Here is a 24,236-nt window from a genome sequence, read left to right on the forward strand (position 1 = left end):
CGCCGGTTATTTGTTTTTCGGGCCGCGACACCTTTGTCGATGCGCGCTCAGTTGCAGCCGCAATCGGGCATGCGGCCCCGGCCACGCGGCATGCGCGCGACGACGATCAGCCCGGCCGCGCCCAGCAGCAACGCGCCCGCGGCCAGCCACAACGCCGGCGAAAACGAGCCGGTCTGCTCGGCGATCGGCGCGGCAACGAGTGGGCCGACGATCTGACCGACGCCATAGGCCGCCGTCGCGTAGCCCATCAGACCGGCCGCGTCGTCGCCACGCAGACGCCGGGCCTCGCGCATCGCGAACAGGGTGATCGCGGTGAACGGCAAGCCGATCAGGATGCTGCCGAATGAGAAGCCGCCCGCCGTCGGCCAGACGATGCCGAGGGCGATGCCACACGCCTGCAGGACATAGCAGCCGGCGAGCAGCGTGCGGTTGTCCCAATGCACCGGCAAACGCGCCGCCACCAGTGCGCCGACGATCAGCGCCGCGCCGAACATCGGCCAGAACAGGTCGGGCCATGATGAGCCGGGCAATGCGTGACGTGCGATGACGGGCAGGAACGTCGCGGTGATGATGTAGCCGAAGCCGGGGACGCCGTAGAGAAGGATGAGCCAGAGGGCGTCGGCGTGGTGGGGGGCGAAATGGTGGCCGGCGCGGGTCGAGGTGGGTTGGCTGGCGGGGTGTTGGATTGGTGCGGCTTGGGTTGCTGCGCTTTGGGTTGCTGCGCTTTGGGTTGCTGCGCTTTGGTTTGCTGCGCCCCGAGTTTCAGCGCCTTGGAATTCAGCGCCGAAGGTTCCGGCGCCTTGAGCCACTGCGTGTTGAGTTCCAACACCTTGGAATTGAGCGCCACAGGTTCCAACGCCGTCGGTTCCCGCGCGTTGAGCTGCGGCGCGTTCCGTCGCGCCGAACTGGTCGGCGACACGTTGGCTCGTCAGGCCAACACTCGTCTGATCACCGCTGCCAGAACCGACCATGCGCGCGCGCCGACTTTTTTCTCCACTGCCGGACGCCGCACCAAACACCGGCCAAACCACTACCGCCAGAATCGCGGCAATTAGCCCGAACCCAAGCCACCCCACGGTGGCCCCATACCCACCCGCCACGCTGACCAGCAGGCCCGTGCCGACGATGCCCACGCCGGGTCCCGTGTAAATCACCCCACCCCACCCATGCGCACCGAGCTCGGCGAGCCGCCGCAAGCCCCACTGGGACGCGAATACGAACGTCCAGGCGCTAACCGCACCCGCGATGAACCGTACCGCCGCCCATATCCAGAACAGGCTCGTCACGCCCATCATCAGCGTCAGCAGCACCGTCGCGGCGAGCCCCGCGCGCACCATGCGTGCCGGCTCGATCCGCAGCGCCGCGCACGTGACCGCGCCGACGAAATACCCCGCGTAATTGAACGACGCCAGCCAGCCGCCATGCTGAATATTGAGCTGCGGCTGACCGAACGCGCTGCCGTGAAGCATCAGCGGCAACAGCGGCGTGAATGCAAACCGCCCGATACCCAGGGCAACGGCCAGCGTCACCATGCAGGCAAGCGCCGCGCGGCGGGCAGCGTGGCGTCCAGCGAAGCTGCCGTGCGCGGTGGAGGCGAGGTCGTTCATAAGCTGGCGGCAATACGTGCAGTCAAGGAATCAGATGGCTTATATCCATAGTAGCTTGACCTTTCAATCACGAAAAATGAATAATTCGGATATCACCCATCGCCTAGAGAGAATCATGGATCTGGCCGCTTTGACCATTTTTCGCGCCGTCGTGCGGGAAAACGGCGTGACGCGCGCCGCTGCCAAGCTCAACCGCGTGCAATCGAACGTCACCACGCGCATCAAGCAGCTTGAAGAACAACTGGGCACCGACCTCTTCATCCGCGACGGCCGCCGTCTCGTGCTGACACCCGCCGGCGAGACGCTGTTGCCCTACGCCGAACGCCTGCTCGCGCTCGCCGACGAGGCGCGGCACGCGGTGCGCGAGGACCGTCCGAGCGGGCGGCTGCGTTTGGGCACGATGGAAAGCGTCGCCGCAACGCGTCTTCCCGCACTGCTCGCGCGTTATCACCAGCAGTGGCCCGCCGTCGCGCTGGAACTCGAGATCGGCACGACCGGCAAGCTGATCGAGCGAGTGCGTGAATTCGAAGTGGATGCCGCGTTGGTGGCGACGCCGTTGGACCGGGCTGCGCTCGGCGAATTATTCGAGTCGGTGCCGGTGTTCAGGGAAGAACTGGTGATGCTGACGCCGCGCGGGCATCGGCCGATTCGCGACGTTCGGGACATTGCGCTGTCGACGCTGATCGCGTTCGAGCGTGGCTGTGCTTACCGGTCTTATATCGAGAAGTGGTATCTGGAGCACGGCGTGAGGCCAGCGCGCGTGCTGGAGCTGGGCTCCTACCACGCGATCGTGGCTTGCGTGGCCGCTGGCGCGGGGGTGGCGGTGGCGCCACGTTCGGTGCTGAATTTGCAGACCGATGCCAGCAATATCGCGGTGCACGAGCTGCCCGATATCGGAGTGATCGAGACGCTGCTCGTGTGGCGACGCGGGCATTTTTCGTCCGCGCTGAATGCGTTGAAGCAGGCGCTGGTGATGCGGCAGGATGCCGTGGTTTCGCCCGAGGCCGCGACGGCTGCGGAAGGGGCGTCCTGATTTTTTGACTGCACGGGCGCGGTGTGGCGCGGCTCCACGCCAATCCCCGAACCCTCGTGCCAGATCCTCAAAAAAACTTAGGCCACGCGACACGCCCAACCTCCCGGCGCCCCGCGTGGCCCAATCACATCAGAATCAAAGCTGGCCTTCGACCCAACCCTTGACGCCAGCCAGTGCCGCCGGCAGATTCGCCGGCTCGGTGCCGCCAGCCTGCGCCATGTCCGGACGGCCGCCGCCCTTGCCGCCGACTTGCTGCGCCACGAAATTGACCAGCTCGCCCGCCTTGACCTTCTTGCTGGCGTCCGCCGTGACGCCGGCGATCAGGCTCACCTTGCCGCCTTCGACCGACGCCAGCACGATTGCCGCGCTCTTCAGCTTGTCCTTCAGCTTGTCGACGGTTTCGCGCAGCGTCTTGACGTCCGCGCCTTCGAGCGTGGCTGCCAGCACATGCACGCCGCCGACTTCGATAGCCTGACCGGCCAGCTCGTCGCCTTGGCTCGACGCCATCTTCGACTTCAGCGCGCTCAGTTCCTTCTCCAGCGACTTCACCTGATCCTGCACCTGCGTGATCCGCTGCGTCAGTTCCGACGGTTGCGCCTTCAACACAGCCGCGGCCGCATTGATGCGCGCGTCGAGGTCCTGCACGAAGCGCACGGCGTTGTCGCCCGTAATCGCTTCCACACGACGGATGCCCGCCGCCACGCCGCCTTCCATGACGATCTTGAAGAAGCCGATGTCGCCGGTGCGATGCACGTGCGTGCCGCCGCACAATTCACGCGAGAAGCCCAGGTCGAGCACGCGCACTTCGTCGCCGTACTTTTCGCCGAACAGCGCCATCGCGCCGCCCTTCACCGCTTCGTCGAACGGCATGACGCGCACGATGCCAGGCGCGTTCGCCAGTACTTCGGCGTTGACGATTTCCTCGACACGGCGGATTTGCTCGTCCGTCATCGGCGCGTTGTGCGCGAAGTCGAAACGGGTCTTGTCCGCGTCGACGAGCGAACCCTTCTGCTGCACGTGCGAACCCAGCACTTCGCGCAGCGCCTTGTGCATCAGATGCGTGGCCGAGTGGTTGCGGGCCGTGCGGGCGCGGCGCACCGCGTCGATTTCCGCCTTGACGACGTCGCCCACCTTCAGCGTGCCCTGCTCGAGCGTGCCGTGATGACCGACCACGTCGGCCTGCACCTTCAGCGTATCGCTCACCGCGAAGCGCAGACTCGCGTTGGCCAGCACGCCCTGGTCGCCGACCTGGCCGCCCGACTCCGCGTAGAACGGCGTGTGGTCCAGCACGACGACAGCCTGCTGGCCTTGGCTGACTTGCTGCACCGAGGCGCCGTCCACATACAACGCGACGACCTTCGCGTCGTCGAAGACGATTTCTTCGTAACCGTGGAACGTGGTCTTCGCGCCCGAGTATTCAAGGCCTTGCGCCATCTTGAACTTGCCCGCCGCGCGAGCCTGTTCGCGCTGACGCGCCATGGCTTCGTCGAAGGCGGCTTCGTCGACCGTTATTTCGCGCTCGCGGCACACGTCCGCCGTCAGATCCAGCGGGAATCCATACGTGTCGTGTAGCTTGAATGCGAGTTCGCCGTCGAGCGTCTTGCCGCCCTTGGCTTCGAGGTCGGCCAGCGCGCCCTCGAGAATCGACATGCCATGCTCGATGGTCTCGAAGAAGCGCTCCTCTTCCTGACGCAGCACGTCGGTCACGCGTTGTTCGGCTTCCTTCAGTTCCGGGTACGCGCCGCCCATCTGCGCGACGAGGTCCGCCACCATGCGATGGAAGAACGAACCCTTCTTGCCCAGCTTGTAGCCATGACGGATCGCACGGCGCACGATCCGGCGCAGCACGTAGCCGCGGCCTTCGTTGCCCGGAATCACACCGTCGACGATCAGGAACGAGCACGCGCGGATGTGGTCGGCGATCACCTTCAGCGAGTTGTTGGTCAGATCGCTCACGCCGGTTTCGCGGCCCGCGGCCTTGATGAGCGCCTGGAACAGATCGATCTCGTAGTTGCTGTGCACGTGCTGCAGAACCGCGGCAATACGCTCGAGACCCATGCCCGTGTCGACGCACTGCTTGGGCAGCGGCGTCATATTGCCTTGGGCGTCGCGGCTGAATTGCATGAACACGAGATTCCAGATCTCGATGTAGCGGTCGCCGTCTTCCTCTGCCGACCCCGGCGGCCCGCCCCAGACCTCCGGGCCGTGGTCGTAGAAAATTTCCGAGCACGGGCCGCACGGCCCGACGTCGGCCATCTGCCAGAAGTTGTCCGACGCGTAGCGCGCGCCCTTGTTGTCGCCGATGCGGATAATGCGCTCGACCGGCACGCCGACTTCCTTCGCCCAGATGTCGTGCGCTTCGTCGTCTTCGTGATAGACGGTGACCCACAGCTTGTCTTTGGGCAACTGGTACACGCCCGTCAGCAGTTCCCACGCGTAGTGGATCGCGTCGCGCTTGAAATAGTCGCCGAACGAGAAGTTGCCCAGCATTTCGAAGAACGTGTGGTGACGCGCGGTGTAGCCGACGTTTTCCAGATCGTTATGCTTGCCGCCGGCGCGCACGCTGCGCTGCGCGGTCGTGGCGCGCGAATACGGGCGCGATTCCGCGCCGAGGAACACATCTTTGAACTGCACCATTCCCGAATTGGTAAAGAGCAGTGTCGGGTCGTTGCCGGGCACAAGGCTCGACGAGCGAACGATCGTATGGCCCTTCGATTCGAAGAACTTGAGGAATTTCTCGCGGATTTCGGCGGCTTTCATAGCGGGCGGGGGACGGTCCTGGCTGTTACCGGCGGCATCGTGGGATGCGCCAACTGTTTGTTTCTTAAACGACTGATTATACGGGATCGGCGCCCGTGCGCGGCAGCGCGACCCGCATGGTTGGCCGTTCGGCCAGGTTTGAGCGGGCGGCGTGGGACATGGCGGGACTTTGCGGGACGCGTCATTCGTCCTATGCCGTTCGGCCGACTGCGCCTGCGCGCTGGAATCGCTTAAGATTGCCTCCATTCGCGGCGCCTTGCGCGTCGCCTGGCTAATCGCAACTACGTGCATGGGACCAGAGCGCGCTGCGTGGAACTGGAGTAAGTGCTGAAGCACTGACTCCGGATCGACATAAGCGCTAAAGCGCTAACTCTGGTCGACACAGGAGACATTGACAAATATGGGCGCTCTCAGTCATATCCGCGTGCTGGATCTCACACGCGTGCTCGCCGGACCCTGGTGTGCGCAGACTCTCGCCGATTTCGGCGCCGACGTAATCAAGATCGAACGCCCCGAAGTCGGCGACGACACCCGCCACTGGGGGCCGCCGTACCTCAAGACGCCTGACGGCGAAGACACGCGCGAGGCCGCGTATTACCTCGCGGCGAACCGCAACAAGCGCTCGGTCACCGTCGACATCGCCTCGCCCGAAGGCCAGCGGATCATCCGCGAGCTGGCCGCGCAGAGCGACGTGGTGCTGGAGAACTACAAGGTCGGCCAGTTGAAGAAGTATGGTCTGGACTACGCGTCACTCAAGGAAGTGAAGCCCGACCTCATCTACTGCTCGGTGACAGGCTTCGGGCAGACCGGGCCGTATGCGCAGCGCGCCGGGTACGACTTCATCGTGCAAGGCATCGGCGGCTTCATGAGCATTACCGGCGAACGCGACGGCCAGCCGGGCGGCGGCCCGCAGAAGGCCGGCGTCGCGATCGCCGACCTCATGACCGGCATGTACGCGACCATTGCCGTGCTCACCGCCCTCACCCACCGTGACCGGACGGGCGAAGGCCAGTACATCGACATGGCGCTGCTCGACGTGCAGGTGGCGATGCTCGCCAACATGAATTCGAACTACCTGGCAAGCGGCCAGCCGCCGCTGCGCTGGGGCAATGCGCATCCGAACATCGTGCCGTACCAGACCTTCCAGACGAGCGACGGCTGGATCATCGTCGCGGTCGGCAACGACGGGCAGTTCCGCAAGTTCGTCGAAGCGGGCGGCCAGCCGGAACTGGCGGAAGACGAGCGCTTCGCCACCAACCCGGCGCGCGTGCGCAACCGCGAGATCCTCGTGCCGATTCTCGCGGACATGGTCCGCCTGCAAGGCAAGCAGCAATGGATCGCCGCGCTCGAAGCCGCTGGTGTGCCATGTGGGCCCATCAACGATCTTGGCGAGGTGTTCGAGAATGAGCAGGTGGTGGCGCGCGGGCTACAGGTGGATCTGCCGCATCCGTCGGGCGGCACGGTCAAGCTGGTGCGCAATCCGATCAATATGACCGGCACGCCGCCTGAAGCGCTTGCGCATCCGCCCACGCTCGGGGAGCACACGGAGGGCATCTTGCGTGACGTGCTCGGCTATGACGAAGCGAGGATCGCGGCGTTGCGGCGGCAGTCGGTGATTTGAATCCGGCGGGGGCGCGGTGGTCGCGTTCAGCGCGGGCGTTGCTCAGCGACAGTTTGACGCGCCGTAGAACGACTCCAGCCACTCGCGCCCTTCGTCCCAATCGCCGAGCCCGCTGTCCGCGTTGATATGGCCGCGCGGTCCGATGTCGATCCAGCGGCTGCCCCACGCGTTCGCACAGGTCCGTGAAAACGGCACGCCGCCGTAGGGATCATCGCTGCTGGCCACGACAATGGACGGAAATGGCAGCTGCGTGAGCGGCACAGGCGCAAACCCGCTCGCTTCCTGTGGAAAATGCGCCTCCGCAGGATCGGGCAGTGCGACCAGCAACGCGCCCGCCACCTTTGCAAGCTGCACGGCGCTTGCATATTGCGACGCCCAGAAAGCCGTGGTCAGGCAGCCAAGGCTATGCGCGGCGACCACCACGGGCGCATCGGCGGCGGCCACGGCGGCATCGAGCGTGCGGCACCAGGCGTCACGCGCAGGGTGGTCCCAGTCCGGCATCTGCACGCGGACGAACGCCCGATCAAGTGCTTCCCAGCGCGTCTGCCAGTGGCCCGCGCCGGAGTTTTGGTAGCCCGGCAGCACCAGCGTGCTGGATTGTTTTCGTACGCTCATCGCGTTCCCCGTCGTTGATTGTTATTCGCAGTTTATTGTTTTTGCCGATGGTTTTTACCCGCGCCGCCGTGAGTCCGCATCAGCGCTTCAATGCATCACGCGTCCCACGCCCACGCCGCGTGGATCCGCCGCCGGTTCAGGCGACGTGCCCTCGATGCGGATCAGCTGCACGTCGCCGTTGAACGACTGCCCCTCGAGCGTGTAGCCCTTGGCTTGCAGCTGCTCGGCCAGTTCACCCGTGACCGGACGATACGGCTCGAAATAGATCGTCTTCTGCGGCAGCAACTGATGGTGGAAACGCATGGCGGCGAGCGCGTCGGTGGGCGACATGTTGAAGTCGTACAGATCGGTCATCACCTGGAAAATCGACGTCAGGATGCGCGAGCCGCCGGGCGTGCCGATCACGAGCGACACCTTGTTGTCCTTCAGCAGAATGGTCGGCGTCATCGACGACAGCGGGCGGCGTCCGGGCGCCACCGTATTGAGCTCGGCGCTGCTTGCGCTCGCCGGCTTGGTGACGAAATCATCCATCGCGTCGTTCAGCAAAAACCCGCCGCCGTCCACCACCACGCCCGAACCGAAGTCTCCGTTGAGCGTGTAGGTGTTCGACACGGCATTGCCCCACTTGTCGACCACCGAGAAATGCGTGGTTTGCGCTTTCTCCGGCGCCGCGTCGCCGAGGCCCGGCTTCACCGGCGCCGCGCCTGGCACTTCGTCGGGTTTGACTTCGTCGGCGCGCTGCGCGAGGTAGGCGTCGTCGATCAGTTTGCCGACCGGCAGCTTGTTCGCATCCGGATCGCCAAGATATTGCTGTCGATCAGCGAACACGCGGTCTTCGATCTGCGCGATCAAATGGATGTACGGCACGGAGTTCAGTTCGAGGCCGTCGAACGCCGGCTTCAAATCGGCTTTCATCTTCAGCATCTGGATCAGCCCGACCCCGCCCGAGCTCGGCGGCGGCGCCGTGACGACCTGATAGCCGTTCCACTCGGCGGTAAGCGGCTGACGCCACACGGCCTTGTATTGAATCAGATCCTGCTTGGTGACCAGACCGTGCCCGTACATCTGCTGGGCGATCAGATCCGCGGTACGGCCCTCGTAGAACTCGCGCCCACCGTCGCTCGCAATGCGCGACAACGTCTGCGCAAGTTCCGGCTGGCGATAGGTCACGCCCGCCTTCAGATTGGAGAAGTAGGCGTCAAAGTTGGTCTTGCCGGCGAAGCTCTTTGCCGCCACGTCGTGGCGTTGCTGCAACCACGGTTCGACCTGGAAACCGTCGGTGGCATAGCGGATCGCGGGCGCGAGCACCTGCTTCCACTTCAGTTTGCCGAAACGCTGCTGCGCCTCCCACATGCCCTCGACCGTGCCCGGCACGCCCACCGCGCGATGCCCGACGGCGCTCATGCCCGGCAGCAGGTTGCCCTTGTCGTCGAGATACATCTCGCGAGTCGCCTGTTGTGGCGCGCGCTCGCGATAGTCGAGAAAGTACGGCTTGCCGTCCATGAACACGGTCATGAATCCGCCGCCGCCCAGGTTGCCCGCATCCGGCGCGGTCACGGCAAGAGTGAAGGCGATGGCGACGGCGGCATCCACCGCGTTGCCGCCGGCGGCGAAGATCTGTTGCGCCGTGTCCGCGCTGTAGCGGTCCGGCACGGCCACCGCCGATGCGTCGAACACGGCCTTCGGCGGCGGCGTTTTCGCCAGCGCGGGCATGGGCGCGACGACGCCGCCGGTGAACGCGGCGAGCATGGCGGATACCGTCAGGATCCGGGCCATGGAAAGAGAGGTGAAAGGCGCGCGAGGCGCGCCGTGCGTCGGGACAGACATCCGAGAAACTCCGGCAACGAAGGGCGCCATGGTGCACGAACGGCAGGAATTCGTGCAAGGCGACAAAGGGCGGTGCGGCCTGCGTGGACGGCTGCGACGAGTGCACGCGCTGCGCGTCGTGGCGCAAGCTGCACTGCCCCGGGAAATTATCGGGCGACGGGCATGTGACGCGCGGCGAGACGGCCGATGCGCCGCCCCATGCGCGGTGATTTCTCGCTCGATGCGGGTTCATGTTCCGCGATAGACGGCCTGGCGCTGCGCGGCACGCCTGAAGGCGGGCGCATACGGCCCATTGCAGCGTCCGGAAACCCCGCGCGGATATGCCACGCAGCCCTCGCGGACGAACCCGCGCCGCTCGCATCCTAAGTCGCCGGCGGGAGTGTGAACAAACCGTTTTACCTCCTGTTACAGCGCCGGCCTGCCCCCCGAATTGCCGTCAAAACCGCTCAAACGTTGGCTGCACGCCGCACTCGCCTGCCGCGACGGGACGCGTCAGGTAGAATTGTCGGATAAGAGGACGCATTGCGCGCCCCCGACAGACTCTCACCTTCTCGCATGAATACCGAACGCAACGACGCGCCAGCGGCATCCAATTTCATCCGCAACATCATTGACGACGACAACCGTACCGGCAAGTGGGGCCAGCGCGTCGAAACGCGCTTTCCACCCGAGCCGAACGGCTATCTGCATATCGGTCACGCCAAGAGCATCTGCCTGAACTTCGGCGTGGCGCGCAGCTACGGCGGCGTGTGCCATCTGCGCTTTGACGACACCAACCCGGAAAAGGAAAGCGTCGAATACGTCGACTCGATCATCGACGCCGTGCGCTGGCTCGGCTTCGAGTGGGAAAAAGGCGGCAAGGAAGAGCTCTACTACGCGAGCGACTACTACGACAAGCTGTACGAATTCGCCGAACTGCTGATCGAACGCGGCAAGGCCTACGTGGACAGCCAGTCGGCCGAAGAAATGCGCGCGAACCGCGGCTCGGCCACGGAAGTCGGCACGCCGTCGCCCTTCCGCGAGCGGTCGGTGCAGGAGAACCTCGACCTGTTCCGCCGCATGAAGGCCGGCGAGTTCCAGGAAGGCCAGCACGTGCTACGCGCCAAGATCGACATGTCGTCGCCGAACTTCAATATGCGCGATCCGGTGATCTACCGGATCCGCTTCGCGCACCACTACCGTACCGGCGACAAGTGGTGCGTGTATCCGATGTACGACTACACGCACTGCATCTCGGACGCGTTGGAAAACATCACGCATTCGCTGTGCACGCTGGAGTTCGAGGACCATCGTCCGCTGTACGACTGGATTCTGAACGAGCTCGCCGAGGCCGGCATTTTCACCCGCCCGCTGCCGCAACAAATCGAGTTCTCGCGTCTGAACCTGACCTACGCGATCACCAGCAAGCGCAAGCTGCTGCAACTCGTGACCGAAGGCCATGTGGACGGCTGGGACGATCCGCGTATGCCGACCATCGTCGGCGTGCGGCGGCGCGGTTTCACGCCGGAAGCGATCCAGTTGTTCTGCGAGCGCATCGGCGTGACCAAGGTCGATTCGTGGATCGACATGAGCGTGTTCGAAGGCGCGCTGCGCGACGATCTGGACGATAAGGCGCCGCGCACCGCCGCCGTGCTCGATCCGGTCAAGCTGATCATCGACAACTTCCCCGAAGGCGTGACCGAGCCATGCAATGCGCCGGTCCACCCGCATCATCCGGAAATGGGCGTGCGCGAGTTTCCGATTTCGCGCGAACTGTGGATCGAACGCGACGACTACAACGAAACGCCGCCGAAGGGCTATTTCCGCCTGTTCCCGGGCAACAAGGTGCGCCTGCGCTACGGCTACGTGATCGAATGCGTCCGCGCGGACAAGGACGAGAACGGCAAGATCGTCGCCGTCCATTGCAACTACTTCCCGGACAGCAAATCGGGCACCGAAGGCGCGAACAACTACAAGGTCAAGGGCAACATTCACTGGGTCAGCGCGGCAGACGCCTGCCCGGCCGAAGTGCGTATCTACGACCGTCTGTTCAAGGAACCGCAACCGGACGCCGGCGGCCGCGATTTCCTCGACGCGCTGAATCCGGATTCGAAGCGCGTGGTCAACGCCTACCTGGAACCGGGCGCGCGCGAAGCACTGCCGGAACAACGCTATCAGTTCGAGCGTCACGGCTATTTCGTTGCCGACCGCGTCGATTCGAAGCCGGGTAAGCCCGTATTCAATCGCATCGTCAGCCTGCGCGACAGTTGGGGCAAGCCGGCGTAAGCTGGAACGCACCCTCTTGCAGCGCATCTGAAGTTGACCACGGCGTGCGTCTTGAACGAAAGATGCACGCCGTTTTGTTGCATCATGTTTCCATCGACAGTGACGGCGCGGCATCCGCCAACGCCAGTCCGGGAGGTCCGATGAAAGTTGCAGCCCGTCGCAGGGCGAGTACGCGGGGCGTTGCGGGAAGGACGGGGCGCGCCGCGCGTTTCGTCCATGGCGCGCGTTGCGCGCTGATGGCGCTGACCACATTTGGCGCGGCGTCGCTCGCCTGCTCCGCTCAAACGGATGAACTCACCGGCACGCTGAAAAAAATTCACGACGACGGCGTGGTCGTGCTCGGCGTGCGTGAAGCGTCGATTCCTTTCTCCTACTTCGACGGCAAGGGCACGGTCGGCTACTCGCAGACCATCGCGCTGCAGATCGTCGACGAGATCAAGAAGACGTTGGGCATGCCGCAACTGAAGGTGCACGAGATCACCGTGACCTCGTCGAACCGTACGCCGATGCTGCTGAACAACCAGATCGATCTGGAATGCGGCTCGACCACCCACACTGTGGAACGCGAAAACGTGGCCGCGTTCTCGAACAGTTTCTTCCAGTACGCCGTGCGCATGATCGCGCGCAAGAACAGCGGCATCACGGATTTTCCGGACCTCGCCGGCAAAGCGGTCGTGACGACGGCGGGCACCTCGGATGAACGCCTGCTGCGCCGCCTGAATACCGACAAGCACCTGAACATGCGCATCACCAGCGCGCGGGATCATTCCGAGGCCTTTTCCGCGCTCAAGGACGACCACGCGGTGGCCTTCGTGATGGACGAGCCGATCGTGTACGGTTTCAAATCGACCGATCCGCGTCCGGACGATTTCGTGGTGACCGGCACGCCGCTTGGCTATGAAGTCTACGCGTGCATGTTCCGCAAAGGCGATGAACCGTTCCGCACCCTGGTTAATGGGGTGATCACTCGTGGCCAGACTTCCGGCGAAGCGGAGCGTCTGTACAAGCAGTGGTTCACGCAACCCATTCCGCCACGCGGCATCAATCTGAATTTTCCGCTGTCGGAGCAGAACCGCGCGCTGTTCGCACATCCGAACGACCGCGCGCTCGACTGAACGGTCGGACGGTTCACGCAGTCGCCAGACAGCTATAACGACCGATGCAGTTCCGCGAGCGACAGCGTGGTCTGAAAGAGCCGCGTGAGACTGCGGCTCGCATACTTGTCCACTTCGTCGGGCGCGGCCCAGCGGTAGGCATCCATTTCGGGAATCAGCGTGCCGTCGGAGCGGCGCGGAAAGAGCGACGTGCAGGTACACACGCTCAGATCGAGTTCGTCGACGGTGGCACGCGAGCCGAACAGATGCAAGTCCTTGTCGCGACGGTAAACGAATAGGCCGAGGTCCTTCAGACGCGCGGGCTCGATGGCGATACCAGTCTCCTCGACCATCTCGCGCAGCGCCGTGACGTGGGGCGCCTCGCCTTCTTCGCCGTGTCCTTTTGGAATGTCCCAGTGCGACGTTTCGGTAGCGTGCGCGAGCAGTACGCGGCCGTCCGGGTCGAGCAAGACGATGCCGCACGAGATAATCCGTGTGCTCATCGCCGCACCATTTCAAGCAAACGCACAGATCCGCCGACACGCACGCGCACGGCTTCGAGCCGCGCCGGCTGCAAACCGGCGTGCGCCACCACCAAGGCCTGCATGCTCAGTGCTTTTTCTGCAATTGCCAGGTGCCGCTACCCTGCCTGCAGAACTGCGGGCGCAGGTTCATCGATTGCCCCTTGGCGCTCAGCACGACGCCAACGTCGCGGCAGGTGCGATCGCCGTCCTTGGCCGTGCTGGCCATTGTGATCGCAGCGTCGATCTTCACGCTGTTGCCCGTGCCTTCGTTGACCCAGTTCGCGGTTTCGCCGTCCTGCTTGTCATTCAGTGCGGAGAAGACCGCCTTTTTGACGGACTCGATGTCGCGTTGCTTCATGTAGCTGATCGGCGTGTCGTTCAGAAAACCGAGGTTCGCAGCTTGCGCGCCGATCGCACCACCCAGCAACAGGCTACCGGCGGTCAGTTGAGACAGGACACGAGTTCGCATCGACATGAAGAATTCTCCTCGAAAGTGTTCGGCGGTCTCGAGCGCGCATGGCGTCTCGTGATCTGGACCCCAAAAGCATAGCATGTCCCCCTCGAAGGGACCGTGAGAAACGGCCGGGCCGTCGGCCGGAACAGGCCGCAACCAACGGGCACGCGGCGCGCGCAATTTCCTGAAGCATGCGTCGTCGGGCAAAGTAAGCGCCCCTAATTTTAGGACAGGTCCCATTCCTAGCATTAGGACGCTTTCTTAAGATTGATGGGTTGCGCCTCCGCGCCAATCAGACTCTGAAGACGCCCCGCCATGCACACCCTCTCCGCCCTCGAAACCTTTGCTGTCGCACTTGCGCTGCTGTGCGTCGCGCTCGTGCCGTTTGCGATCAGCCGCGATCCCGGACTCGCGCGGCGCGTCGTGCGGATGGACGCGTTGCCTCGCGCTCGCTGGCCCAATCTGCTGACGCGCGTTGGCGTCGCCTGCTTGTTGCTGTCCTTCGCGCTGCTGCTTGTCGGCTGCTATTACATGCTGGCGAGCGCCAACCACTAATCCTGGCCCGAGCGACCGGCTGCGCCAGCAGCCGACGCGTCACCCGCCTCACTTCGCGGCCACCGAATCGCCCGCTCCGCTTCCCGCCTTATATCCGTCCGTCAGCGTATTCAAAAACGCGACCACGTCCTTGATTTCAGCCTCGTCTAGCGCCGGTTTGTCACCCGGCTTGCGGTCGAACGGCGGGTCAGTATTCAGATTGGCCCAGTACTGCTGAGGCAGATCGTCGAACTTCCGCACTTTGCCTTTCGCAACCGGATAGAACTTCTCCGGGTTGGTGTCGCGCTCGGCATAGAAGCGCACCACCTGGTCGAGCGAATGATAGATGCCGTTGTGGAAGAAGCTCTTCTTCAGCGCCACATTGCGCAGCGTCGGCGTGCGGAAGATCCCGCAAAACTCGGCGCGCCCCTTCAGATCGGTGCGCTCCGGGCCGCAGGCGCCGAGGTCGTAGAAATGCGGATCGCGATTCACCGACAGCGCGCGATTGCGCGGCACGCCGATCGCGATCAGACCGAAATCGCTGAACTGCGGCGGCGCGCCGTCCATGGTGCGCTGGCTGATGTGGCAGCTCGCGCAATTGCCCTTTTTCTCGTCGTTGAAAAGTTGCAGGCCGCGCAGTTCGGCTTGCGTCAACTGTGCCTTGCCCGCCAGATACGCGTCGTACTTGCTGGTGTACGGATAGAACGTTTCCGGCGTCTGCTCGAAGGTTTCGAGCGCTTGCAGCACCGCTTTGAAGGCGGCGTCGTCGCTATCGAAAATATGCTCGCCGAAGGCCGCGCGGAAAGCGTCGGCGTAGGGCGCAGCCTTGACCGCCGCAGTGACCTTGGCCGGCGTGCTGCCCATTTCAAACGACGACAGCAGCGGAATGCGCGCCTGGTCGCCACCACGGTCGACGCGGCCATCCCAGGTCAGGCCGCCGGTCGGTCCTGCATCGACGCTTTCGTCGCCTTCGTCATCCGACTCGTGATAGTGCTCGGCGAATGCGGGCACCGATTGCAGATACTTCAGCGTTGGCGCGGCGCGCATGCCGGTGCGATGCATATCGTTGCCGCCGAGTTGCACCGACAACGCATTGGCCGGCGAAAACCCGTGGTCCGGACTGTGGCACGACGCGCAAGCGAGCTTGCCCGAGCCGGAGAGCGACGCGTCGAAAAATAGTTGCTTGCCGAGCGCCGTCATCTGCCGCACGGACTCGTAGACTTGCGCGCGAGACTGGCCCGCTTCATGGGCGGCCACCTGCACGGCCGATGCCGCCACCAGCGCGGACGAAGCCGATACGCCAGCGCCCGTGCTCGCCGCGGCACTCGCGACGGCTGCCGTCCCCGGCGCACCCGCATCGCACGCGGCAAGCGCCAAGGTCATCGCTGTGAGCGCGAACGCCGTCGCTTGCCGCGCGCGCATCGTCGCGAGCCCGGCGCCATGCCGTGCCTCGAACCGAGCCAATATTTTCCGAATCCCCGTCAGACCTGGCCGCATATGAAAGATGTGAGTTTGCGATAGTGAAGTCCGCGAGCGTATTTCATTCCCATGTCTTTTAAATGACATGCAGCCGACGGTATTTGCCAATCAGAAGCGACTCGTAAGCAATTACATCTTTCTGTCAAATTGCCTTGCCAAACTTTCGCCCGCGGTCATCCGTGTAAGGAGTGCAGGTGACCCGTCCCCAACGCGAGAGAGAGAAACCACATCAAATGAACAAGAAACTGATCTGCGCGACGCCTATCGCGATCGCAGCAGCATTGAGCCTGTATGCATGCGGCGGCGATGAAGTCACGCAGCCGGACATCACCTCGATCAAGAATGTCGTGGTGATCTACGCGGAAAACCGCAGCTTCGACAACCTGTACGGCAACTTTCCGGGCGCCAACGGTCTGCAGAACGTGACGGCGGCGAGCGCCACCCAGGTGGACCGCAACGGCACGCCGCTCGCGACGCTGCCGCAAGTGTGGAACGGCCTGACGCAAACCGGCGTGACGCCGGTGGTCACGCAGGCCATGACGGCGAATCTGCCGAACAGCCCGTTCGCCATCGACGACCCGAAGGGTTTCAACACGCCGATCACAGCCACGACGCGCGACCTGTATCACCGCTTCTACGAGAACCAGATGCAGATCAACGGCGGCAAGAACGACAGGTTCGCCGCGTGGGCGGATTCGGGCGGCCTCGTGATGGGCCACTACACGCTCGACGCCGACAAGCTTCCGCTGTGGAAGATCGCCCAGCAGTACACGCTCGCCGACAACTTCTTCATGGGCGCATTCGGCGGTTCGTTCCTGAACCACCAATGGCTGATCTGCGCGTGCACGCCGACCTATCCGAATGCGGATAAGAGCGTGGCGGCCAGTTCGATCTCGTCGGTGGAAAGCGACGGCGTCACGCTGAAGCTCGCGTCCAACTCGCCCGCTTCGGCGTTGAGCGGGCCGCCTAAGTACGTGAACTCGGGCAACCTCACGCCTGACTTCTACGCGATCAACACGATGCAGCCGCCGTATCAGCCGAGCGGCAACAAGGCGGCGACGGGCGGCGACGCGAATTTCGCCGATCCGACCCAGGCCACCACCCTGCCGGCGCAGTCGCAGCAGCACATCGGCGATCTGCTGAACAGCGCGAAGGTTTCGTGGGCATGGTACGGCGGCGCGTGGGGCGCGGCGGTGTCGGCGGCGCAAAACGGCACGTCGAACGTGATTTACGGCGCGAATCTGACGGCGCCGAACTTCCAGCCGCATCATCAGCCGTTCAACTACTTCGCCGACCTCGCACCGGGCACGGCGAACCGTTCGCAGCATCTGCTCGACGGCGGTCTGGCCGGCTCGGAGTTCATCAAGGCGATCGACAACGGCACGCTGCCGCAAGTGTCGTTCTACAAGCCGCAGGGCAACCTGAACGAGCACGCGGGCTACACCGACGTGGCGTCGGGCGACCAGCACATCGCGGACGTGATCTCGCATCTGCAGAAGAGCCCGCAGTGGAACAACATGGTGGTGGTCGTGACATACGACGAAAACGGCGGCTTCTGGGATCACGTGTCGCCGCCGAAGGCCGACCGTTGGGGTCCGGGCACGCGTATTCCGGCGCTGATCATCTCGCCGTACGCGAAGAAGGGTTTTGTCGATCACACGCAGTACGACACCACGTCGATCCTGCGCTTCATCACCCACCGCTTCTCGCTGCCGACGCTGCCGGGTATCGCGGCGCGCGACGCGGCGTTGGTGAGCAACGGCAGCAAGCCGATGGGCGATCTCACGGCCGCGCTGAACATCAAGCCATGAGAGCGAAGGGCGAAAAGCGTTCGATTTCAGGCGGACGACGTTAAGCGGTAAGCAACAGTCCGCCTGAGGGTGAGACTTTGACAGGGCAGCTTCGGCTGCCCTTTTTTATGGCCGTGGCGCGGCCGCGGCGTCCGACGCGTTTTCATGAGCGGCGTATGCTTCGACCCAGGACGCGAGCGTCTCATCGATGGCGGCTCGATACGCTCCACAACACATTGCAGGCTTGCCCACTCATTCAGGAGTTCGACAGCATGACTGAAAAAACCATCAAGGTGCCCGGTCCCGATCATCCGATCACGGTCGAGCCGGCCAAAGCGCGCGTGGTCGTGACCGTCGCCGGCAAGGTGATCGCGGATACCGTGAAGGCACTCGTGCTGCGCGAGGCGTCGTATCCGCCGGTGTATTACATTCCGCGCAACGACGTCGAGATGTCGCTGCTGCAACGCACCGATCACGCGACCTACTGTCCGTACAAGGGCGATTGCGCGTACTACAGCATTCCCTCGGGAGGCGAAAAGACTGTCAACGCAGTGTGGACTTATGAGTCGCCGTATGCGGCGGTGAAGGAGATCGCGCAACATCTGGCGTTCTATCCGAATCGCGTGGACTCGATTGATGTAAAGCCGGCGGAGTGACCATTGCGCGTGGCACGGCGGAGGCAATGCGCGACGCTCGCCGCGTTGTGCGGCGAGCGCGCTCGCAAACATGTGAGAAGTACGGCAGGAGGGACTCGAACCCCCCACCCTCGGCTTAGAAGGCCGATGCTCTATCCAGCTGAGCTACTGCCGTATTGAAGTGAGGCGATGCAACCCTGCACGACGTGCATCGCCCGCAATGAGAACCCGCTTTCGGGCATTGGAACCTGTGCACCTGCAAGCCACAGGGTTCGTCGAATACCGAAATTCTAACTGACCGTGCCGCAGACGGGAAATCCACTCTGGCGCCTGGCAGACAATCCGCGCGCCACACCGGCCGTCGCCAGTCACAAAACAAACGGGCCCGGCGGGTTGAGCCGGGCCCGGATTATAACCGATCGTTCCCTGCCCGCCAGCACGCGCTGACGGACATGGAGAACGCATCAGACCGGTTGTGGATGCAGCATGAACCAGCCGAGGAACACGATCCCCGCGATCACGCAATACACGCCGAACGACGCCAGCCGTCCACGGCCTTCGAAATAGCGCATCAGGAAACGCACGCTGAGATACGCGGCGATCGCGGTCAGCACGCCGCCGAGCAACGCGTCGGCGAGTTGGCCCGGCGCATGGAACAGCTTCGGCAACTCGAGCACGCCGGCCGCGAAGATGATCGGCGTGCCGAGCAGAAATGAAAATTCCGCCGACTTCTCCGCCGTCAGGCCGGCCGCATTGCCGGCGATCATCGTCAGACCGCTGCGCGAGAAACCCGGAATCAACGCGCCGATCTGCGCGAGGCCGACAAAAAACGCCTGACCGAAACTCAGTTTTTCCGGCGCCTGATGCGCGCGCGAACGCTGCAGGCGATCACCGAACCACAGCAGCACGCCGTTGACGATCAGCGCGATCGCGACGATCCGCAAGTCGTGAAAAAGCCGCTCGAGCCGTTTTTCCAGCAGCAGCCCAACCAGACCCGCCGGAATCGTGCCGATGATGAGCGCCCACATCATGTGCGCGTCGTCGTTGCGGCGGCCGCCGAACGAAGCGAAGAACCCGCGCACCAGCGCGCACCAGCGCTTACGGAAGTACCACAGCAGCGCGAGCGCCGTGCCGAGATGCAACGCGACGAGGAACGGCAGCAATTGCGGCGCGTGTTTGTCGATATGCATACCGAACAGTGCGGGCACGAGCAACGTATGGCCGAGGCTGCTCACCGGAAACAGTTCGGTGACGCCTTGCAGCACGCTCAGGAAAATGAGAAACGACAGGTTCACGCGGGGCGTCCTTGTAAGGAAAATGTCGGGGACTGGCGCGCCGGATAAGGAATCCACGGCCGCCTCAAAGCGCACCGATTATGCCTGGCTGCAATGTCAGCGCCAAGCGTTTGGACCGCATTCGGGGAAATATTGTGCGTTGCGTCACAACTCGAAACCGTTGTTACGGCGCAGAAAAAGAAACGGGCCGCCGTGAATGGCCGCCCCGTGGGATCAGCAGATGACGTGAAGCGAACTACGTGGCGCGGCAGAAAAATCATCTACCGGACCGAACGCCCTTTGACGGGCTCAGCAAGACGATGCGGGATACCCGGATCAGCGTTCGAGCTTGTAAAAGAAGTAGACCGTGCTTGCCGCAAACATGCCGAACAAAGTCACAGCCATTGCCATTGCGAGATCCATGCAGCCTCCTGAGGCAGTCTCGCCCGGTCGTCGAGGTTACCGGGCAGTCAGACGAATTATCAGCAAGGATGGCCTTGCGGCGACACCCGCAATTTCCCCAGAAGGGTTTCCCCGTAGCGGAAAGCAGCGCAAAATCATTCTCTCGCGTGGCGCCGCGCGGCAAATTCCGTCGCTCGCATGCCAGGATGGCGCTGCCTCCGGGCTACCTTGCATTTGCCTTCAACCTCTTACTCATCAGTCCATCGACCATGCCCCTCTCCCCGCAACAGGACATTCTCGAGATCGCCCAGGATGCCTCCGTGCTCCGTTTCGCGCCGCAAGCCGGCGGCCGCCTGATGTCGTGGACGATCGACGGCGAAGAAGTTATCCATTGGCCGGAGCATGCCGACTGGAGCCAGCCTGCACGGATTCGCGGCGGCAATCCGTTGCTGTTTCCGTTTCTCGGCCGGCATCGCGTCGACGGCAAGATCGGTTACTGGCGTGACGCAGAAGGCACGGTGCGCGAACTGCCGATGCACGGCTTCGCCCGCGACCTGCCGTTCGAAGCCCACGCCGACGTGCACGGCGCCGGCCTGCGCATGGTCCTGACCGACAGCGAGGCGACCCGCGGCGGCTATCCGTTCGGCTTCCGTTTCGAGGCCGCCTACGACCTCGTGGATGCGCACACGCTCGACGTCACGTTCACCACCACCAATACCCGCGACACGCGCCTGCCTTATTACGCCGGCCATCACTTCTACTTCACGCTGCCGCACACGCAGCGCGGCGAGACTTCGCTGGAGTTGCCGCGCACGCAGCGGTGCTATCAGCAGGAGGACGGCTCGATCAGCGCCGCCGAACCGGGCGAAGCGCGCTACACGCTCGACGAGGCGCGCATCCATGATCGCTTCCATTGCCTCGTCGGCACGCCGGATCAACCGGTGCGGCTCGTCGCGCCGGGTCTCGACCGGCTCATCACGATCGACCTGCAACGGCCGGGCTCGGTGCCCTGGTACGCCGTGACCACGTGGACCGAAGCCGCGGAGTCGGACTTCTACTGCGTCGAACCGTGGCTCGGACTGCCGGACGCGATTCACAACGGCATGGGTCTGCGCTGGCTCGAACCGGGGCAAACCGAGGTCGCCGCGCTGCGTATCAAAGTCGCCAGGCTGGGTTGATTGCAGGGGTTCCCAACCGAGTCGCGCGGTCGGCTTTGAGGTGGGATTTGAAGCGGGGTTTCGCCAAAAATTTCGCTGCATTTCGCCGCAGGCCGCACCGCGCGAGCCTGCCCCGCTGCCCGCTTTTCGCGTGTTGCAGCGCAAAACCGTTAGAATCGAGCGCTTTGTATCCACCTGCCGCGTGATCGGGATCGGCGCGCGGCAGCGCTTTGCGAGGTCCAATGCGTAACACAACAAGAATGATGAAACGGCTCGCCTGCTCGTCGTTGGTGGCACTGCTCGCCGCGTGCGGGTCGGCGCCGGTGGGGCCGGGTTTTTATCGGGTGGAACGGGGCGATACGCTGTCGAAGATCGCGCGCAGTAGCCGGCAATCGGTGCAAAGCATCGTGCGCTGGAACAATCTGACCAACCCGGACAGCATCGAGGTCGGCCAGGTGCTGCGCGTCGCGCCGCCGGGCGGCACGGCTTCGACCAGTGGCGCGGTACGCAGCAGCGGAAGCGGCAGCGCTTCGGCCACGCCGCGTCCGGCGCCCGCCGATAGCGCGCCGGCCGCCGCGCCCGCTTCGACGATCTCGCTGGTATGGCCGGCCGACGGCACGGTCATCCGGCGTTTCGACGGCGGCAATTCGAAGGGCATCGATATTTCGTCGGCAGCGGGCACGCCCGTCATCGCTGCGGCGCCCGGCACGGTGGTGTACGCCGGCAACGGCTTGCGCGGCTACGGCAATCTGCTGATTCTCAAGCACAACGCTGAGTATCTGACCGCCTATGCCCACAACCGCGTGCTGCTGGTGAAGGAAGGCCAGTCGGTCACGCGCGGCGAGAAAATCGCCGAGATGGGCGACACGGATACCGACCGCGTCATGCTGCACTTCGAACTGCGCTATCAGGGCCGTTCAATCGATCCGTCGCGGGCGCTGCCGCCCCGCTAGAGGCCGGCTGAGGCACGGCACTGGCGGCGGCACCGGCTGCCCCGCCGGCGGGCGCCTTCGGTCCACCCTGTGCCGTCCGTGTGCTTTCCCGCCGCTCGCGCCGTCCGTTGTCGGGCACGCGCCCCTGCAACTGCGGTCGAGGGAACCCGGCGTGTTATAAAACGCTCAATCAGGACACGACGTGGCTTCGCGTCACGTCTTCCACCGTCTATCTGTAAGGAATTTGTATGAAGAGCGCATTTGCGTCCGTCGCGACGGCCGCGGCGATCGGTCTCGGCCTGTTGACCCTCGGCAGCCTCGGCGGCTGCTCCAGCACCACCACCATGACCTACCTGCCGAACGGCGACACCGGCTTTGCGATCAACTGCAGCGGCAGCGACGCAAGTTCGAGCTGGGCCGAGTGCTACAAACGCGCGGGCGAAGTCTGCGGCAACTACGGCTACGACGTGGTGTCGAAAGACGTCGACAACGGTGCGACCTCGGGTGGATCGGTCGGCGGTATTTTCGGCGCGAACGTCAAAAACCGGTCGATGGTGGTTCGCTGCAAGCAATAACGACGACGCCACGCGCGCCGTCGCTCGGACTAGCGGCGGCGCCAGCGTCCTGAGCGCGGATCGATGCGCGCGGCGAAGGCGATCAGCACGCCGAGCGCAACCGGGCAGATGCCGAGGAAAATGATTAACGCGCTCATGCTCGGGAAAGGGGAGTAAGTTTTCATCATCCACTGCCCATGTGAATCCGCAGTGACTCGCACGTGACTCGACCATGAGCGCGGCGAAAAAAAAGCCCGGCACGAGGCCGGGCTAACGGGGGTTCGGCGCATATCGGCAAAGGACCGGTTCACCATGCGCCAGAACGAAATCTAACAATCCCCTTTTACAAGCGCAATATATTAATTTCGCGGTCAATGTGATGCGGCGTACCGATTCCGCGTTATGTGAACCGGAAAAGTCGGAAACAAACAGGCTAAATACGCCCACCGCGTTACATTAAACGCTTCAAATGGCGAGACTCGAAACTCAGGCATTGGCCGCCGGACCGCGCAAAGCAGGCATGCGGCTGAAATCGGCCGCAAAAGGCCTGAGGAAAGGCCATTGGCCGATTTCGGCTAAACCATCCAGCATGATTCGGACGGTTTACGTCCTGCGTAGCTTTAGTGCGCCACCGCACTCTTTCGCATTATTAACCGATATTGACCAACTCAATTAAAGCGGTGATTTCTTCACAAGAAAATTCGCGAATAGCGAAAATATTAAAAAGATTCAAAATCCACCGACAAATTGCACCGCTGAAAATCGCGCGGCTTATTGATTCGACCAATCGAATGATAAGCGTCGGCATCCAAACGTTCAAGCTGGCCGAATGGCTAATATCGGCAGCTAACACACGCGCTCACATGACACGCAAACCCAGTTCGGTGACGAGCACGGCCGCCTGGGCATGCGAGATCGTCGCGCCTTTGAAGAGCGCCGCGTCCACGAGCCGCACGCCGCTCAGGTCGGTTTCGCGCAGGTCCGCGCCGTCGAAACGCGCGCCCTTCAGATGGGCGTCCTTCAGGCTGCCGCCGTCGAAGATGGCTTCGCGAAAATCGACACCGGCGAGATCGGCATCGGAAAAATCCAGTTGTTGCAACGTGGCTTTGCGAAACGACAGGCCGCGCAAGTGCGCGCCGACCAGCAGGGTTTCGACGAAGCTCAAACCCAGCGCCGTGCATGCTTCGAAATTGGCGCCGGTCAGCTTGCAGCTATGAAACGACGCCGAAGCCAGCTTGGCGCGCCGCCAACTGGTGTTGTTCAGATCGCTCGACTGAAACGCCGCGTCGACCAGATCGGCTGACGTGAAATCCGCCTCCCGGCCACGGCAACGGACCCAGCGGGTATGCGAGAGCGCCGCGCCGAAAAACGAGGTCTCGACAATCGTGCAGCGATGAAACTCGGCGCCGCGCAGATCGAGTCGCGACAGATCGACGCCTTCGAAATCGCAGTCGGTGAAATGAAGCGGAGTTTTATTGCCGGCAAGGCTCGCCGCGATGAGCCGCTCCACCTCGGCGCGCGTGAGCGCGGCGTCGGTCACGACGTGAGCTTGCGCGCCCGAAGCCGGCGGCGTTGAATCCAGTGACATGAAGGTTCAGAATGAATTTCGAAGGACCCATAGCCTACCGGAACGCGCGCCGCGCTGGCGGCCCGCGCCGATGGTTTATAGTAACGGCCCC

General features: G+C 63.6%; 19 protein-coding genes and 1 tRNA gene. 10 read left to right on the plus strand and 10 right to left on the minus strand.

Features of this window, described 5'->3' with window-relative positions; all coding sequences use genetic code 11:
• Positions 1-47: 47 nt before the first annotated feature.
• A complete protein-coding gene (locus PQR32_RS26110; RefSeq protein ID WP_408233610.1) occupies positions 48-1,607 on the minus strand; it encodes a YbfB/YjiJ family MFS transporter in 1,560 nt (519 codons plus the stop codon).
• A 115-nt stretch (positions 1,608-1,722) separates the two neighbouring features.
• Here PQR32_RS26110 and PQR32_RS26115 point away from each other — a divergent pair, with 115 nt between their 5' ends.
• Positions 1,723-2,640 carry a LysR family transcriptional regulator gene (locus PQR32_RS26115; protein ID WP_408233613.1) on the plus strand — a complete coding sequence of 306 codons (918 nt, stop codon included), beginning with the start codon at positions 1,723-1,725 and terminating at the stop codon, positions 2,638-2,640.
• Positions 2,641-2,775: 135 nt separating this feature from the next.
• Here PQR32_RS26115 and alaS read toward each other — a convergent pair whose 3' ends face one another.
• Positions 2,776-5,400, minus strand: a complete 2,625-nt coding sequence (alaS, locus tag PQR32_RS26120) for an alanine--tRNA ligase (RefSeq protein ID WP_408233616.1) — start codon at positions 5,398-5,400, stop codon at positions 2,776-2,778.
• A gap of 400 nt (positions 5,401-5,800) precedes the next feature.
• Between alaS and PQR32_RS26125 the strand changes: the two genes are divergently transcribed.
• On the plus strand, positions 5,801-7,021 hold the full coding sequence (locus tag PQR32_RS26125) for a CaiB/BaiF CoA transferase family protein (RefSeq protein ID WP_408233619.1): 1,221 nt from the start codon (positions 5,801-5,803) through the stop codon (positions 7,019-7,021).
• Between the two features lie 42 nt (positions 7,022-7,063).
• Here the strand turns inward: PQR32_RS26125 and PQR32_RS26130 are convergent, their stop codons facing one another.
• Both PQR32_RS26130 and ggt read right to left on the minus strand, forming a co-directional pair.
• Positions 7,064-7,636: an RBBP9/YdeN family alpha/beta hydrolase gene (locus PQR32_RS26130; protein ID WP_408233622.1), complete on the minus strand. Its 573-nt coding sequence runs from the start codon at positions 7,634-7,636 to the stop codon at positions 7,064-7,066.
• An 87-nt stretch (positions 7,637-7,723) separates the two neighbouring features.
• Entirely contained in the window at positions 7,724-9,463 is a 1,740-nt protein-coding gene (ggt, locus tag PQR32_RS26135; protein ID WP_408233625.1) for a gamma-glutamyltransferase, read from the minus strand.
• A 555-nt stretch (positions 9,464-10,018) separates the two neighbouring features.
• On the opposite strand from ggt, the gene PQR32_RS26140 reads away from it, so the two are divergent.
• Positions 10,019-11,728: a glutamine--tRNA ligase/YqeY domain fusion protein gene (locus PQR32_RS26140; RefSeq protein ID WP_408233628.1), complete on the plus strand. Its 1,710-nt coding sequence runs from the start codon at positions 10,019-10,021 to the stop codon at positions 11,726-11,728.
• Between the two features lie 140 nt (positions 11,729-11,868).
• Positions 11,869-12,843, plus strand: a complete 975-nt coding sequence (locus PQR32_RS26145; protein WP_408233631.1) for a transporter substrate-binding domain-containing protein — start codon at positions 11,869-11,871, stop codon at positions 12,841-12,843.
• 32 nt (positions 12,844-12,875) lie between these two features.
• On the opposite strand, the gene PQR32_RS26150 is transcribed toward PQR32_RS26145, so the two are convergent.
• Both PQR32_RS26150 and PQR32_RS26155 read right to left on the minus strand, forming a co-directional pair.
• A complete protein-coding gene (locus PQR32_RS26150) occupies positions 12,876-13,325 on the minus strand; it encodes an NUDIX hydrolase (RefSeq protein ID WP_408233634.1) in 450 nt (149 codons plus the stop codon).
• A 106-nt stretch (positions 13,326-13,431) separates the two neighbouring features.
• Positions 13,432-13,821, minus strand: a complete 390-nt coding sequence (locus PQR32_RS26155) for an RT0821/Lpp0805 family surface protein (protein ID WP_408233823.1) — start codon at positions 13,819-13,821, stop codon at positions 13,432-13,434.
• A gap of 294 nt (positions 13,822-14,115) precedes the next feature.
• Here PQR32_RS26155 and PQR32_RS26160 point away from each other — a divergent pair, with 294 nt between their 5' ends.
• Positions 14,116-14,355: a hypothetical protein gene (locus PQR32_RS26160; RefSeq protein WP_408233637.1), complete on the plus strand. Its 240-nt coding sequence runs from the start codon at positions 14,116-14,118 to the stop codon at positions 14,353-14,355.
• Between the two features lie 48 nt (positions 14,356-14,403).
• Here the strand turns inward: PQR32_RS26160 and PQR32_RS26165 are convergent, their stop codons facing one another.
• On the minus strand, positions 14,404-15,831 hold the full coding sequence (locus PQR32_RS26165) for a cytochrome-c peroxidase (protein WP_408233640.1): 1,428 nt from the start codon (positions 15,829-15,831) through the stop codon (positions 14,404-14,406).
• A gap of 215 nt (positions 15,832-16,046) precedes the next feature.
• Here PQR32_RS26165 and PQR32_RS26170 point away from each other — a divergent pair, with 215 nt between their 5' ends.
• A complete protein-coding gene (locus tag PQR32_RS26170) occupies positions 16,047-17,624 on the plus strand; it encodes an acid phosphatase (RefSeq protein ID WP_408233643.1) in 1,578 nt (525 codons plus the stop codon).
• Between the two features lie 251 nt (positions 17,625-17,875).
• Positions 17,876-18,259 carry a DUF427 domain-containing protein gene (locus tag PQR32_RS26175; RefSeq protein WP_408233646.1) on the plus strand — a complete coding sequence of 128 codons (384 nt, stop codon included), beginning with the start codon at positions 17,876-17,878 and terminating at the stop codon, positions 18,257-18,259.
• Positions 18,260-18,339: 80 nt separating this feature from the next.
• Here the strand turns inward: PQR32_RS26175 and PQR32_RS26180 are convergent.
• A tRNA-Arg gene (locus PQR32_RS26180) sits at positions 18,340-18,413 on the minus strand.
• A gap of 289 nt (positions 18,414-18,702) precedes the next feature.
• A complete protein-coding gene (locus tag PQR32_RS26185; RefSeq protein ID WP_134458330.1) occupies positions 18,703-19,533 on the minus strand; it encodes an undecaprenyl-diphosphate phosphatase in 831 nt (276 codons plus the stop codon).
• Between the two features lie 650 nt (positions 19,534-20,183).
• Between PQR32_RS26185 and PQR32_RS26190 the strand changes: the two genes are divergently transcribed.
• The 3 genes from PQR32_RS26190 (at position 20,184) to PQR32_RS26200 (ending at position 22,578) form a co-directional block, all read left to right on the plus strand.
• Positions 20,184-21,092, plus strand: a complete 909-nt coding sequence (locus tag PQR32_RS26190) for an aldose epimerase family protein (RefSeq protein WP_408233649.1) — start codon at positions 20,184-20,186, stop codon at positions 21,090-21,092.
• A 221-nt stretch (positions 21,093-21,313) separates the two neighbouring features.
• Positions 21,314-22,024, plus strand: coding sequence for a peptidoglycan DD-metalloendopeptidase family protein (locus tag PQR32_RS26195; protein WP_408233652.1), 711 nt, complete (start codon positions 21,314-21,316; stop codon positions 22,022-22,024).
• A gap of 227 nt (positions 22,025-22,251) precedes the next feature.
• Positions 22,252-22,578 carry a hypothetical protein gene (locus tag PQR32_RS26200; RefSeq protein ID WP_408233655.1) on the plus strand — a complete coding sequence of 109 codons (327 nt, stop codon included), beginning with the start codon at positions 22,252-22,254 and terminating at the stop codon, positions 22,576-22,578.
• Positions 22,579-23,416: 838 nt separating this feature from the next.
• Here PQR32_RS26200 and PQR32_RS26205 read toward each other — a convergent pair.
• Positions 23,417-24,145 (minus strand): pentapeptide repeat-containing protein, encoded by a 729-nt coding sequence (locus PQR32_RS26205; protein ID WP_408233658.1) that lies wholly within the window; start codon positions 24,143-24,145, stop codon positions 23,417-23,419.
• Positions 24,146-24,236 lie beyond the last annotated feature (91 nt).

Source organism: Paraburkholderia dipogonis (genome assembly GCF_046027395.1).
In the GTDB taxonomy this organism is placed as follows: Bacteria; Pseudomonadota; Gammaproteobacteria; order Burkholderiales; family Burkholderiaceae; genus Paraburkholderia; species Paraburkholderia dipogonis_A.